Here is a 14,328-nt window from a genome sequence, read left to right as displayed (position 1 = left end):
GTTATTCTCCATTTTTTATAAAAACATTGATTTTTTCTTCAATAGCTTTTAAATACGAATCTTGATCACTACTAGTCCAAAAATAAATATTTTTTATATCATCAAATTTTTCACTATAATACTTCATAAACACATTTTTAGTGCATAAAGGGATGAATTTTCCATTTTTTTCATCTTCTTTTAATTTATTTCTTTTAATAGCAAATATATGATTGCTAAGCTTACTATTTGTATCAAGCGAAAGCAAAGTCAAATTAGCTATACTATGTTTATCTTCAGGACTAAAATATTCAAAAACATCATTAGTTATATCAGCAAATTTTTTATCATCAATGTTTTCATTTATATTATCAATAAGTTTTTTTAATAATGAAGTTGTTTGCTCATTCGAATTATCATCTTGAAGTAATTTTAAAATATCAATAATTTCTTTTATCCATCGTTTTCTATCATCTTTGTTTTTTATAGTAAACCCACTTTGAGGATTTATGTGTTCTAAGCTCCATTTTTCTGATATAAATTTATCAAATGAAAATCTTATATCACTCTCTAAATATGTAGCTATGTTAAATAGCAATAATATCTTCTTTATCTCATTTTTATTATCTTCATAGCTCATTTCCTTTATTTCACTTATATTTTTTACATTTACACGCTTACTAATTTGCTCCTCTATAAATAGCACAAAATCCTCTTTGCTCTTTTTTGAAGATTCTTTATAAAGACTAACTAGTGATTTTTCGCTTTCTTTGTTTTCTAAAACATTTAAATAGCCTATTAAATGATATAACTTATGATTTTCATACCAATATTTAAATGTTAAAAATATTTTTTTAACTTCTAACCAAATTTCATCTAAAACTTTAAGCTTATTATCGCCTTTAAGTTTATCAGCAAAAAATCTATAAATCACATAAGAGTCTTCATATTTTTCATCTTTTTTTATTTTGTAGTAAGTTTTAAACAAAAGCTCTATTCTTGCTGGATAATCTTCATCGCTAGTTAAAAATCTCCAAAATTCATTGTTTTGTAAGGCATATTCCATTTCATCCCATTCTTTAGAAATTTCAATTTGTCTTAAATCAACTTCTTCTTTTTTAAAGTTATTACTATTTAAAAATAAGGCTTTGATTAATTCGGCATTAGTTAATGGAATTTTTCCACTATTTATTCTTGAGAATACCTCCCTTTCATCTTCATTATCTTCTATTTCATGCCATATAATTCTCACATTTTTTGCTATATTATTTTGTGATGTTAAAATTCTAAAAAATTCTTGCCTTCTGTTGTTATTTTCGCTAAACCATTTTTCAATATATTCATAAGCCTTGCTCATATAATAAAAATCAATATTTGATTCTTTTTCATTTGTTTTGTATTTTTCTTGTATATTTTTTAAAAAATCTTTACTATCTTTTCTAGTTTCATATTCTATTTCAAATGATTCATATCTACTATCATCCATATATAATTTAAAATGAGAAAGAATCATATATATAGTAGTAAGTCTTTGTTGTCCATCAACTAATTTATATTTTTTCTCATCTTGTTCGTATTTTTTTACAATAATCGGCTGTAAGCAATAAAAACTATCTTTCTTATCATCCTCTTTTTCACAAAAATTCCATATATCTTCTAATAAATCTCTAACTTGTGTTTTATCCCATCTATAACCCCTTTGATAAGATGGAATTACAAAATTCAACCCAAATAAATCATTTATTGATTTAATATCACTCATTATCTTCTCCAAATATCTTTTTTTCATTTTGTTCTATAAAATCTAAAATGTGCATAATTTCACCTAAATTATTAAGTTCCATTTTAGATATTTTTTTATCATATTCTTCTTTTACTCTTTTTTTGATCTCAAAGAACACTTTTTCATATTCTTCTTTAGGTATTTTTTTATCACTATATAAACAAAATCCTAATTCTAGTGTATATAAATCTTTATTTTCATTTCTGACCTGATTATAACATTCTAGATTAAAATTATCTATTTCTTTTCGTATAGTTTTAGAAACAATATGACCTAATAATCCCAAAAAATACCTTGTACAATAATACTTATCATTTATGTTTTTATTTTTTAAATTAGCTATAAATTCTGATATTTTCGGATTAAAATCATCTTCTAATTTTATTTTTTTATTAATCAGTATTTTAAAAACATCATAAAACATATTTGAATACCGCAAAACTAATGTATCGTTATTACCTAATTTGCCACTTAAAAACGCATTTATATATTTTTTAATAATATTAGCTATATTAGAAAAATCTAAATTTTTATTTTTTTGGTATTGATTAGATAAAAAATAGTTCATGCTATCATATTGGTTAATTCCTAATAAATTGTTTTCCAATTTTTCATTAAAACTATCTATGATTAATTCAAAATTTTCTTGAGCTAAATCTACCCAAGAACTAATTACTAAAAAACTATCGAATAATTGACTATACTTAGTTGCAATAAATCCTGAAGTAGTAAAATTTTTACAAATATTTTTATTAATTTTATCTATATCTTTATTGTTATTTAATTTCAATATGTAATTTTGCTTAAAATATTTATCAAAGATCTTTTTTAATTCCTGGCTTTTAAAATATTTTATAGCAAAACTAAATACATTCAATTCAACTTCAATAGAAATATTTTCTTTGGTGTATTTATAAGAATTTTCTGTTTTTAGTCCATTGATAGAATAGTAAATCAACAATCCTTCTATAATGTTACTATATATAGATTTCAACTCATATATAATCTTCAGTCTTACTTCTAGATTGACAATCCTGGAAAAAATATTACAAAGTAAATAAAATTTATTATCAAAAGTTAGCCCTCCTTTGATATGTCTATTATATTCTTCTATAATTTCTTCCTTAAGAACATAAGTCTTAATTATATTTTCTCCTATAAAAAAATCAAAATCTTTTATATGGGCTATCTCGTTCCTATTTTTTTCTGGAAGTTTTAAATACATTTCACTTATGTTGATTTTATCCATTTCTTTTAAATAAGTTTTTATTTCTTCAATTTCGTTTTCTTCAATTATACTTCTAAATACAAAGTTTTTTCTATTGGTTTCACTTATAAACCAAGTAGTGTAATTTTTATTTTTAAAAGCATTTTTAGATACTCTTTTTAAAGCATTATAAGATTGTATATAATGTTCATTTTGATAAAGCCAAAAAGCTAAACTTAGTTCTTCTTCATCACTCAAGTTTTTTAGTGTAAGTTTTTTTATTTTATCTTCTATATAATCATAATTAAAATATAATAAATCCTTATCTAATATAAATTTATTTTTCAATTTCCCATATTCTTTATTACAAGTATACACCATGGTATTTGTTAAATTTGCAATTTTATTAAAAGTTTCTTCTTTTATATTTTCAGCTAATTTATTATTATTTATTCTAATTGCTAGCGAATCTAAGTTAATTTCTTGATAGCTTATTTGAAAATAATTCTTTAAATCCTGTACTAGTAGCTTTGGTATTATAAATTTGCAATTTTTGTATCTTTGCAAAAAATCCTCCACTTTATCATTTATCTCTTGATTGCTTAACATATCTAAATCAAAATATTTTTTATCTAAATCACCTAAAAACAAATCTAATACATTGTCAATAGAATTATTAATTTCATTTTTAAAAAAGAAATCATATAAAAATTGTTCATAATCATTTTTTTTATATATTTCATCTAAATATAAAATATAAATATTTTTATTTTTATAAAAATCAAACTCTAATTTATCAAATTTTTTATTTATTTTGACAAGATATACAGGTTTTATGTTGCTAGCTTTAGAATTTACCCATGAAATGATTTGTTTTACATTGCTATCACTAAGCGAATATCCCATTAAAACTACCAAATCAGTAGAAAAAATACCTTTGATATAATTTTCTATTAAGGGGAAATTATCAGAATATTTTAGATAATCATCTTCTTTAAAAACTATATTTTGATCTTCTAAACTCCCATGCATTTTAATAAGCTTTGAAAATCCAGTTGCAAATCCTATATCTTCATCTTTTTTTATAATATTATAAAAACAACCTTCCTCATCTATTCCTTTTTCAAATAGATTATCCCAATTAGTAGTGATAAGATTTTTTAGATTTAATTTTACTATTTTTTTATGCAAGTCGTTTGGTTGTTTATTATCTGGAATAAATTCGCTTAGCTTTTGATAATAATAATTTTCTCCAAACTGATTATAAAATTTTTCTGCTAAAACTAAATTATCTTCAGAATATTTTTCGTTACCATAAAGTTCTTTTGAAATATTATTTATAAGTTCGCTCCAAGTAGGTAAGCCGGAATTAACACTGATTCCAGCTCCTGCAAATATGCTTAAATAATTTTCATCAAGTGCTTTTTTAATATTTTCAATACTAGTATTTAAAAATGCTTTATATTGTTCTTTCTTCATCACTCACACTCCATTTTACTAATCTCATTTATCAAATCAACACTTTTTATAGATAAATTAATGATTTTTAAAAGAAGTTCATAGATATATTTACCACCTTGATAATCATTTGGATTATTTTCTATCAAACTTTTTTTATCAACACTTATTTGATAGCGATCGATAATCCAATCAATCGCACTTTTGCCATTGATTTTATATTCATAAGCAATATTTGGTATATTTTTTATAGTGATATTTTGATTATAAAAAATGTCATTTCCTAGTTTTTTCATCTTAGTTACTTTATAAAATTCATCATTGTTTATATCAGCTAAGATACCATCTTTAAATTCTACTTCTTTAAAAATTTCATTATTTTCATAGTTTAAATGTAAAGTGGCTAGCTTTTTACCTAAGATGCTTAAGCTTTTAAAATCTTTACTTATAGAAATTCTTGGGGCTTCTTTTGAAAGTTCGAATTTGTATTTTTCCAAATAACTTTTATGATGAAATATCGCATAAATATAATAAAATATATCTTCTTTGTTTATAGTTTCATCTTTTAATTGTTTTTTAAATTCATCTAAAGCAAAATCACTTATAGCGTATTCTTTGCTTCCATCTTCTTGATAAAAATAAAGTGGAAAAGCTTGAGTATCGCCTATAAAGTGGTAATCAGGTATATTCTCAGATATTAAAGCTGAAAAATTTCCTTTAGTAGTATTTATTAGCAAATTTTCATCTGTATTTTTAGGGAATAACTTTGGCAATTGATATTGTCTTTCGTTCCAAGTTTTATCCCAGTAAAGATATTTTTTAGTAAAGGGACTATAAAAATTAATTCTTATATTTTCTTCGTTAAATTTTTTTATTGTTTTATTGCTGATGATTTTATTCTTAAGCGAGCCAGTCCAAGAAATTTTAGTTTTATCCCCAGTTAAATCTTTATCACTTAGCTCATTATAAAGTTCTGATTTTTTAATATTTTTATTTTTTTCTAAAAATGCTTGATGATCAAATTTAGCTAAGTCTTCATTATAAGTAGCTATGCATTTTTGCATAGAATTTTCAAGCTTTTCTTTGGAAAAATTATAAGCCCAGCTATCACGCCCAGTTAATACACCACAAGAATTTATAATAAAAATTCCATATTCATTTTTATTACTTTTTAAAGGCATTAAATTATCAAAGTCTTTTCCTCTTTGATTGATCCAATCGCCTTTTTCATTTGGGATTATATTTATAAAAGGCACATTTATTATGCTTTTAAAATTTTCTAATTTATCAAGTTTGCTTTGTCTATCTAGATAATCTCCTATATCATAATAATGAATTTTATTTGTTTTAGCATTTGTGTCTTTTATAAAAAATACTATGGCAACTCCTATTTTAGCATTGAATATGTTATTACCCTCTCCTTTAGATAATTTCTTCATTTGAGAGTTTAAATTACCCCTTAAATTTAAAATATAAATATCACTAAATTCTTTAGCTACACATTTTCTAAAGCCATCCGCACTTGTTGCATCTATAAAGCTTCCATTTACCACAAAGCCTATGATGCCATTATCTTTTATTTTATCACTTGCCATACGCAAAGCTTGGATTAGTGTATCTCTAGTATTTTTAGCTAAATTTGCATTTGATTCTTTGCCATAAGTGTCTTTGACGCGTTTTTCTAAATTTGGATGAGAAATATTTGCATTATTATCATTTTCGCTATTTGCTCCAGCTGAATAAGGAGGATTACCTATGATAACTTTTATTTTTTCATTGGCTATTAAATCTTTGATCTTTTTATTTTCTTCTAAATCTTTAAATTCTAAAGCAAATAAGCCATTATCTTGTGTTTTTTTATCTAGATAATCAAGACTATCAGCTAAGGCTATATTTTTAAATTTATCTAAAGTATTTATCCTTTCATTACCCGTTTGAGTGATATTAATAAGCGCTATATAATAAGCAAGTAAAATAATATCTTGAGCAAAAATTGCTTTTTCGTATTTGTTTTTGAAATTTTCATCGCTAATTAAATCGTTTTCTTTGCTTAATAATCTTGTGATAAAACTTCCAGTTCCAGTGAATGGATCAAAGATTTTTACATTTTCATCGTTAAAATCTGTATTAAAATGTCTTTTTAAAAGCTCATTAACAGAATGAAGTATAAAATCAACCACTTGTATAGGAGTATAAACTATGCCTAATTTTTCAGCTTGTTTTTTAAAAGCTGATCTAAAGAAAGTATCGTATAAATTTTTAATAAGTTCTTGTTTGCTTTTTTGACTTTTTGCTAATTTTACATTTTCTTCTACGTTTTTATAAAAGGCTTTTAAAGATCTTGTTTCTTCCGTCTCTAAACCAAAGGTATTTAACTTTTTATTTACTTCATCAAGAGCTTTTCCTATAGGATTATCATCCATATTCTTATCAAATAAAACATCAAATATAGGTTTAGTTATAATGTGAGAGCATATCATATCTATGGCTTCATCTTCTTTGATATTTGGATGAATATTTTCTTTTAAGGAAGTTAAAAATTCTTCTAAAATTTCAGGATGATCTTTAAAAATAGCATTTAATCTAATGTTTAATTTTTCTACTATTTTAGCTGTTTTTGCACTAAAGCTTTGCCAATAACCTTTATCACCAAGTTTAGTTGGTATGGCATTATACATCGTGTTTGCAAGCTCACTTAAGGTAAAACTATCAAACAAGCTTGGCTCATAGTTTTTATCTGTATTATTTGAGCTTTCATCTGCCACATAATCAGCCACAGCTATTTTGATCTTTTCTTTAAATACAGCCTCATCTACTAAGGTATCATCGTGACTTCTTAGGGCTTTTAAGATACTCCATATATTCAAAAAATTGGTATTTTTTATAGCCTCATCTAAATTTGAAAGCTCATTCTCGCTTAATGCTAAAGGCAGTATGATATAACCTGTTTTTTTATTTGGAGCTTTTCTCATTACTCTACCTACTGATTGGATTATATCTACCATAGAATTTCTTCCATCAAAAAATACTACACTATCTAAAGCAGGTACATCCACACCTTCACTTAAACATCTTGCATTGCTTAGTATATTACAAGTATTTTCTTTTGGGGAGTTGAGATTATTTAGTTTGTTTAATCTTATATTGGAGTTCATAGTTCCATCAACATGATCTATGTTTATATCAAGATTTTTAAAAGAATCTTTTTTTAAAGCTTCATCATAACATTGCATAATAATTTTAAAAGAATTGGTTATATTTTTAGAATCTCTTATGCTTTTGCAAAAATTTATAACTCTTCTTGAAATATTACTATCCATTTCTTCTAAAAAGTCATTATCTATTTGGTTATTTTCATCAAGAGCAACTAAATCATTTCTTGCTAAACCTTTATGCGTACCTATGATTTTAGATACAAAGTCTATATCTACATATTTTTCATCTACATTTTTCTCATCTTTTAATTTTGCTATGGCTGTATTTGCTATATTTGCAATACCTTCTTGTTTGATAGCTAAAATGATAACTTTATAATCAGTGAGTAAGCCTTTTTCAACTGCTTCTCTAAAATTAATACTATAAATTTCATCTCCAAAAATTTCTTCATCATCCATAGAAAATACTTCATTATCACTTTCCAAAGCTTTGCTTTTTTGAGAACTAGAATAAATCTTTGGAGTAGCGCTCATGTAAATTCTTTTTTTGGCTTTGATGTTTTCATCACTATGGCATAGAGTAAAAGTATTTAGTTTATCTTTTTCCTTACCTGAATATAAATTTCCTACACTTCTGTGAGCTTCATCGCAAATGATTAGATCAATCTCATCTAGATCGTTTTGTTTTTGAGCTTGCATGATTTTTTCAACACTTTGATAAGTAGAAAAGATGATAAATCTTTTGTTGTCTTTTTTAGCTATATCGTAAGCTTTTTTAATGCTTTGTGTATCAGTAGAAGCAGGAATGGGCAATTCTAAAATATCTATATCATCTTCAATGCTTTTACCTGATTTACTATCTGAGCATACAATAGAAGCAACAAAATCATCAGTTTTCTCTTTGCAATATTCTCTAAATGTTTGCCCTACTAAAGCTATACTAGGAGCTAAAAATAAAACAATGGAATTTTTAGGAGTAATTTCTTCTATAATTTTTAAAGAAGTAAAAGTTTTCCCAGTACCACAAGCCATGATAAGCTTGCCTCTTGTATTATTTTTGTTTGCAAAATATTCTTTTGTGTTATTTATGGCTTGTATTTGATGTTCTCTTGGTTTTTTCTTTGCAGTAATTGGCAGCTCTAAAGAATTATTTGGATCAAATTTATCCCAACTTATGTTTGAATTTAAAAAATCTTCTAAAGTGATCAATTCTATAGGTGTGTTTTTTAAAATTTGCTCCATCTCTTTTTTAGCGTTTTGAGTAAGATCGCTAGTACTTATAATAATGCCTTTACTAAATTTAATCTCCCCTATTCCACTTTGCAACTTGCTAAAATAAGTACTTAAATCTTTAAAATCTACTTTTGAATTTTCATAAAATTTACATTGAACTGCAATATAATCATCATCTTTTGTTTGAATGATTAGATCAATACCACAATCTTGCCCATCTTTTTTATCCCATTCATCCCAAAGATAAATATTTTTATAAATATTTGCTGTATCTTTTTCTTTTAAAAGATGTTTTGAAAGTTTTTCAAACATAGATCCCTTCGATCTAGTGTTTAAATTTGCTTTTTTTAATTTTTCTAAGATGATTTCAAAAGTAGTTTCGTTTGCACTCATTAAAACTCCTAAGCTAATAATATAAAGAATATATCAAAAATTAACTTTGTAACTTATAAATATAAAAGTTTTGTATTTTTATTTTGTGTAATTATAAATGGATATTATACCCACTAGAAAGCTTATTAGATCAGTAGTGTTTTCTTTATAGAGATATCTTCTTATACAGTTTTATGCTTTAGTTTTCCTTGAAGCCATAATTATTATATTAATTTCAAAGGGCTTCATAATAACTTATTTTATTCTTAACAATATTTCAAAATATATTTATTGAATGTTTCATTTAAATCATTAAGAGTAAATATATTTTTGTGGATTTAGTTTTATACGAATATTTTATATGCCTATGAAGTGCAATATTGAAATTTGCTAAGTTGTTTATTTTTTACCTTGATTAAGAATGTATTTTTATTAATTCATTTTTATAGCTTTAATTCTTTAGTGAATATTATAAAAAATATCAAAACAGACTTTAAAACTATATATTTTTAAATATAAACATATTTTATGTTTATATTAACTATCAATGCTTTATAATAATACAAAAGGAAAACATTATGTTAAGAAAAATAGAAATATCTGGTCTATATTCTTTTGGAATAGAAACACAAATTGTTGATTTTACAGCAAAGCCAAAAAGTAAGTTAAAAAATACAAAATATGAGTATAATTTTAATTTATCACAAGCTGGGAAACCTATGAAATCAGCAGTTTTTTTTGGAAAGAATACTAGCGGAAAAACTAACTTTTTTATAGGCGTAAAAATTTTACTAAATATAATTAAATATGGCTTTTCTCATACCCTAAGAGAGCATTTAACAGACAATGCCTTTAATGAAAATTCAAATTCTATAAAATTAAGTATTGAGTTATCTAATAACAATAAAGATATTTTTACATATTCGATAGAGTTTGATAAAAAATATATCCTAAAAGAATCTTTTTTGAAAAATAATAAAATTATATATGAATTTGAGAATGATAAGGCTATTTTTAATATTTACAGTAAAGAAGATAATAAGCTATTAGAGTCATTTTTTTCAAGAAATCTTAGTGAAAATATATTTTACTTATTAAAAGATTTTGAAATAGAGCAAAAAGAAATATTTGTAAATCTTATAAACAATATTGAAGTTTATATGAATAGTAATTATTCAAAAAAATATAATTTTGAATTTGAAGAAAATAAAAAGAAATATTTTTTAGAACACAAAGAAAGTATTTTGGAAATTTTTCAATTGCTAGATAAAACTATAAAAGATTTTGAGTTTAAAAAGTATGAAAAAGATGGAAAGAATATATACGAAATCTTTTTTGTTCGCAATGGAAAGAAATTTAATTATCAAATAGAATCAGAAGGTATTAAAAAAATAGTATATTTTGCAGATAAAATAACCCAAATTATCAAGGAAGGAAAAATTGTTTTTATTGATGAATTAGATTCTTCAATAAGCACTTTGGCGCTAATACTTATATTTAACAATCTTATTAATACAGAGGAAAACCATAATGGACAATTAATTGTTTCATCTCATAATGTTTTATTATTTGATGTTAGTTTTTTAAATTCACAACAAATATTTTTAATTCAAAAAGATCAATACCTAGAGAGTAAGATAAGAACTTACTACGATTATGATATTAGAAGCGAAAAGAAAAAAGCATATATTGATTATTTAAAAGGGCTTTATGATGAATAAAAAAACAAAACCCAGTATTACAGATTTGGTGTGAAGGTAAAACAGAAGAAGATTATTTTAATTCCCTTTTTAAATATCTAAATTATGATAATATTAAAATAGATGTAAAAAATTTAAAAAATAATAATTCATATAAAAACATTCTTTATAAAATAGAAAAAGCACCTTATATTGATAAGCTTATTATTGTAATGGATCTAGATAGAGCAAAAAGTGATACTAATGAGTTAAAAATTTTAGAAAAACTTATAAAACATATAAAAAAGTCAAAAGATATACATTTATTTCTTACTCTTGATGATTTTGAAGATTGGCTTAGATTTCATTTTGTAGATAATAGTAAAAATAACAAAACAAATTTTTATAAAAAATTAGGATATAGCGATAGTAAGAATTTTAAATCATCTACTAACGATTTATATTCTCAAATATTAAATAAAGGTGGATGTATAGAAAATGCTGAAAAGTATTTTTGCAATATCGCTGTTTTTTGCAATGATCAGCGTGAGATTGATAAAAATTCACTAAATAATCTAACTCAAAGTAATCTATATTATTTTAGAAAATTATTAGAACAATATAATGGTATTTAAAATAATATTATAAAAAGCCCTACTTCTTTTTTTATATTGTGATTATATATAGATTAATCAATAATATCTAAAATTGGTTTTTTTAGCTAAAACAATTTAAATATTTATGAGTAAGTTTGTTTTGTCTTATTTTTGCAATTTTGGTTTAATTCATATAATTGATCTTCCTCAAATCCATCATTTATTCCTGCTTTGGCAAGTTCTAACTGTTCTTTGTGAAATTCTTCATCATCTTTAAAAGCTTCAAAACTTTTTATCCATAATACTTTTCTCTGTTTTATATATTCTTCGTTTTTAAACATGCCTATCCTTTTGTTTTATTATTTAATTTTGCCTATTTTAATTTTTCCAAGATAATTTCAAAAATAGTTTCGCTTGCACCTACTAAAAATCCTAAGCTAATAATATAAAGAATATATCAAAAATAGACTTTATAACTTATAAATAATTTTTTTCTGTAAATATATTATTTAAACTATTCTTAGTAGAAATTTGTAGATTTCATAAATATCAAAAATATCAACAAAGCAATTATGGATATAATACAAAGTTGATAAAAGCTAGATCTTTGAAATATTATAATTAAAAAATAATATTGTATTTTTAAAGTTGATTAGATAATATATTAATTTAATAATTTTTATAACAAAAAAAGGAAACAAAATGGGACAATATATTGTATTAGCCTTTGCAATAGTAGTTGCCATATTTGTGACATTTTATGACTTTGATAAAGATAAAAAAACCGATAATAATAAAAAATAATTGATTTTGATATTTTATTATTAGAAGCATGTTTATATCTTTTAGCTTTTATTTTTTATTGCAAAATAACAATATAAATAAAAATTTAAAAAGCATTATTTATAAAAATACCTGCAAAAGTAATCTTAAGATTCATAGAATCTATTGGCGTAGGATTATTTATAAATAGTCTTTATGGTTTGCAAATGGGCGATAGTTGCACTATCATCGATCTTTCTTAAAGATTGATCTTTTTTTGAAAGAAAATAAGAGAGAATGGATGGTTATAATATAGCTATTTTAATTTGGTGCTATCACTCTTATTTTTGGCACATTGGTTTTAACAGCTCATTATTTTAACAATAAATATACTAATGAAAGAAAAAGTTAGTCTTTAGCTTTTAACACACTCTATAAGTTGGGAGTAATAAAACAGAAATAAAATATTGTCTTAGTGTTGCAACTAAATATGGTCTAGATCCTTTCTTACGCCAAGTATTTTTTGTTCCTCGTAAGGCAAAAGTTACAAAAAATGGTAAAGATGTGTGGGTTGAAAAAATAGAACCTTTAGTGGGTAGAGATGGCTTTTTGGCTATTACTCACAAAAGCGGAAAATTTGGTGGTATTCGTTCTTATAGTGAGATTAAAAACTATCCAAAATTAGTGAATAATCAATGGCAATACACTCAAGATTTGGTTGCAATTTGTTAAGTTTATAGAACTGATAGCGATAAACCTTTTATAGTTGAAGTTGCATATAGTGAATATGTGCAAAAAACAAATCAAGACAAAATAACAACTTTTTGGGCTTCAAAGCCTGATACTATGCTAAAAAAGGTTGCAGAAAGTCAAGCTTTAAGAAAGGCATTTAATGTAAGTGGATTATATTCTGCTGAAGAAATGGGTGTTGGTATTACAGAAGATGAAATCATTATTGATACAGAAGCTGTTCAAAATACTACCATTCCTGATGAAGAAAATGCAATTTCTTTGGAATATTTGACAAATGCTGTAAAGGCACTAGGTTTAGATATTGAAATTATAGGTGAATATGCAACAGTAACTGGCAATACTTATAATTCAACTGAAAATCTAAAACAACTAGGTTTTAAATACAAACCAAACACAAAAGTTTGGTATCAAAAAATTGTGTTATAATGACAAAGGATTAAATATGCAAGGAAATATTATGGCTCAGCAAAAAGAGTATATACTTAATGAAAGTTTTAAAGCTTTATTGGAAAGTATTTTTTCTAATCCTGAACAATCACAAAAATTAATTAAAGCTTTTGAAGAGCTTGTTAATGGTAGAGCAACTACTCAAAGATTGAATTTTGAAAATCTTAAAAATCAAACTATAGAAGAAATAAGACAAGAGCTTGTAAGTAAAGATTTATTTCAATCAGAGATTAAAAGATTGGAAAGTTTAATTTATTCTGAAGTTGCAAGACTAGAAGGAATTATTAAAACCGAAATAGCTGAAATTAAAACTGAATTCTCAGAACAAATTTCTAGCGCTAAGCAAAAAGCACTTTATTGGCTTTTAGGTACTGCAGTAGCAACTACAGTAACTATACTTTCAAGCGTTTGGATTATGATGAATTTTATGCTAGAAAGCTTAAAATAAAAATTATTTAAAGTTTTTACTATATCTTGTTGATATACAATTTTATAGTATAGGATAACATAGTTATCCTATGAATTTAAGTAATGTTTTTCATATAATCATAAATTAAAGCTGTTCGACTAATAATAAAATTCTCAAAATCATCATTACATAAATATTCAACCATATCTTTTGTTATAAAATGTGTTTCTAAATCTTTAAAAAATTGTTCTTGTTGATTATCTTGTATTTTTTTATTTAGCAACTCTTTTATATATGTGCTTGGATTTTTATTATTGATTTTATTATTAGATTCTTTTGTAATAAGTGCTATATTTGCTATATTATTAATTATATTATCATTAGATGAGATAAAATTTTTTAGATATCTCTTTTCCTAATATTAGAATTTATAGGAAAAATATGATATTCTTCTAAAAATTCACTAAACTTCTTAAAAACTGTTTGCTTTTATTA

The 14,328-nt window shown here is 24.0% G+C and carries 8 protein-coding genes and 1 pseudogene; 4 read left to right on the top strand and 5 right to left on the bottom strand.

From position 1 onward, the window contains the following. Position 1: 1 nt before the first annotated feature. From CAMP5063_RS05605 to CAMP5063_RS05595, 3 genes are read right to left on the bottom strand one after another with little or no spacing between them, the layout of a single operon-like run. Positions 2-1,741 (bottom strand): DUF262 domain-containing protein, encoded by a 1,740-nt coding sequence (locus tag CAMP5063_RS05605; RefSeq protein ID WP_337194965.1) that lies wholly within the window; start codon positions 1,739-1,741, stop codon positions 2-4. Then, positions 1,734-4,448: an SIR2 family protein gene (locus tag CAMP5063_RS05600; protein WP_263725420.1), complete on the bottom strand. Its 2,715-nt coding sequence runs from the start codon at positions 4,446-4,448 to the stop codon at positions 1,734-1,736. Before CAMP5063_RS05600 ends, CAMP5063_RS05605 begins: the two co-directional genes overlap by 8 nt. After that, positions 4,448-9,208: a type ISP restriction/modification enzyme gene (locus CAMP5063_RS05595; RefSeq protein ID WP_337194964.1), complete on the bottom strand. Its 4,761-nt coding sequence runs from the start codon at positions 9,206-9,208 to the stop codon at positions 4,448-4,450. The genes CAMP5063_RS05600 and CAMP5063_RS05595 overlap by 1 nt, the downstream gene beginning before the upstream one ends. Before the next feature lie 557 nt (positions 9,209-9,765). Between CAMP5063_RS05595 and CAMP5063_RS05590 the strand changes: the two genes are divergently transcribed. Continuing rightward, on the top strand, positions 9,766-10,908 hold the full coding sequence (locus tag CAMP5063_RS05590) for an AAA family ATPase (protein WP_220523503.1): 1,143 nt from the start codon (positions 9,766-9,768) through the stop codon (positions 10,906-10,908). Beyond that, entirely contained in the window at positions 10,905-11,501 is a 597-nt protein-coding gene (locus CAMP5063_RS05585) for an RloB domain-containing protein (protein ID WP_318529736.1), read from the top strand. The genes CAMP5063_RS05590 and CAMP5063_RS05585 overlap by 4 nt, the downstream gene beginning before the upstream one ends. 104 nt (positions 11,502-11,605) lie before the next feature. Here the strand turns inward: CAMP5063_RS05585 and CAMP5063_RS05580 are convergent, their stop codons facing one another. Then, positions 11,606-11,803 (bottom strand): hypothetical protein, encoded by a 198-nt coding sequence (locus CAMP5063_RS05580; protein ID WP_337194963.1) that lies wholly within the window; start codon positions 11,801-11,803, stop codon positions 11,606-11,608. Between the two features lie 880 nt (positions 11,804-12,683). Between CAMP5063_RS05580 and bet the strand changes: the two are divergent. Together bet and CAMP5063_RS05570 are read left to right on the top strand one after the other, a co-directional pair. Then, positions 12,684-13,403: pseudogene (gene bet, locus CAMP5063_RS05575) on the top strand (phage recombination protein Bet). 16 nt (positions 13,404-13,419) lie between these two features. Then, positions 13,420-13,872 carry a hypothetical protein gene (locus tag CAMP5063_RS05570; protein WP_337194962.1) on the top strand — a complete coding sequence of 151 codons (453 nt, stop codon included), beginning with the start codon at positions 13,420-13,422 and terminating at the stop codon, positions 13,870-13,872. 76 nt (positions 13,873-13,948) lie between these two features. Here CAMP5063_RS05570 and CAMP5063_RS05565 read toward each other — a convergent pair whose 3' ends face one another. Further along, a complete protein-coding gene (locus tag CAMP5063_RS05565) occupies positions 13,949-14,116 on the bottom strand; it encodes a hypothetical protein (RefSeq protein WP_158512111.1) in 168 nt (55 codons plus the stop codon). Positions 14,117-14,328: the final 212 nt, after the last annotated feature.

Origin of the sequence: Campylobacter sp. RM5063 (assembly GCF_024723655.1) — a bacterium.
In the GTDB taxonomy this organism is placed as follows: Bacteria; Campylobacterota; Campylobacteria; order Campylobacterales; family Campylobacteraceae; genus Campylobacter_D; species Campylobacter_D lari_D.
The sequence above is the reverse complement of the archived record's forward strand: the minus strand, read 5'-3'. Positions and strand labels throughout refer to the sequence as shown.

Excerpts from the sequence above, each read along its gene's own strand:
- CAMP5063_RS05605 (WP_337194965.1), bottom strand. The coding sequence starts at position 1,741 with ATGAGTGATATTAAATCAATAAATGATTTATTTGGGTTGAATTTTGTA.
- CAMP5063_RS05600 (WP_263725420.1), bottom strand. The coding sequence starts at position 4,448 with ATGAAGAAAGAACAATATAAAGCATTTTTAAATACTAGTATTGAAAAT.
- CAMP5063_RS05595 (WP_337194964.1), bottom strand. The coding sequence starts at position 9,208 with ATGAGTGCAAACGAAACTACTTTTGAAATCATCTTAGAAAAATTAAAA.
- CAMP5063_RS05590 (WP_220523503.1), top strand. The coding sequence starts at position 9,766 with ATGTTAAGAAAAATAGAAATATCTGGTCTATATTCTTTTGGAATAGAA.
- CAMP5063_RS05580 (WP_337194963.1), bottom strand. The coding sequence starts at position 11,803 with ATGTTTAAAAACGAAGAATATATAAAACAGAGAAAAGTATTATGGATA.
- CAMP5063_RS05570 (WP_337194962.1), top strand. The coding sequence starts at position 13,420 with ATGCAAGGAAATATTATGGCTCAGCAAAAAGAGTATATACTTAATGAA.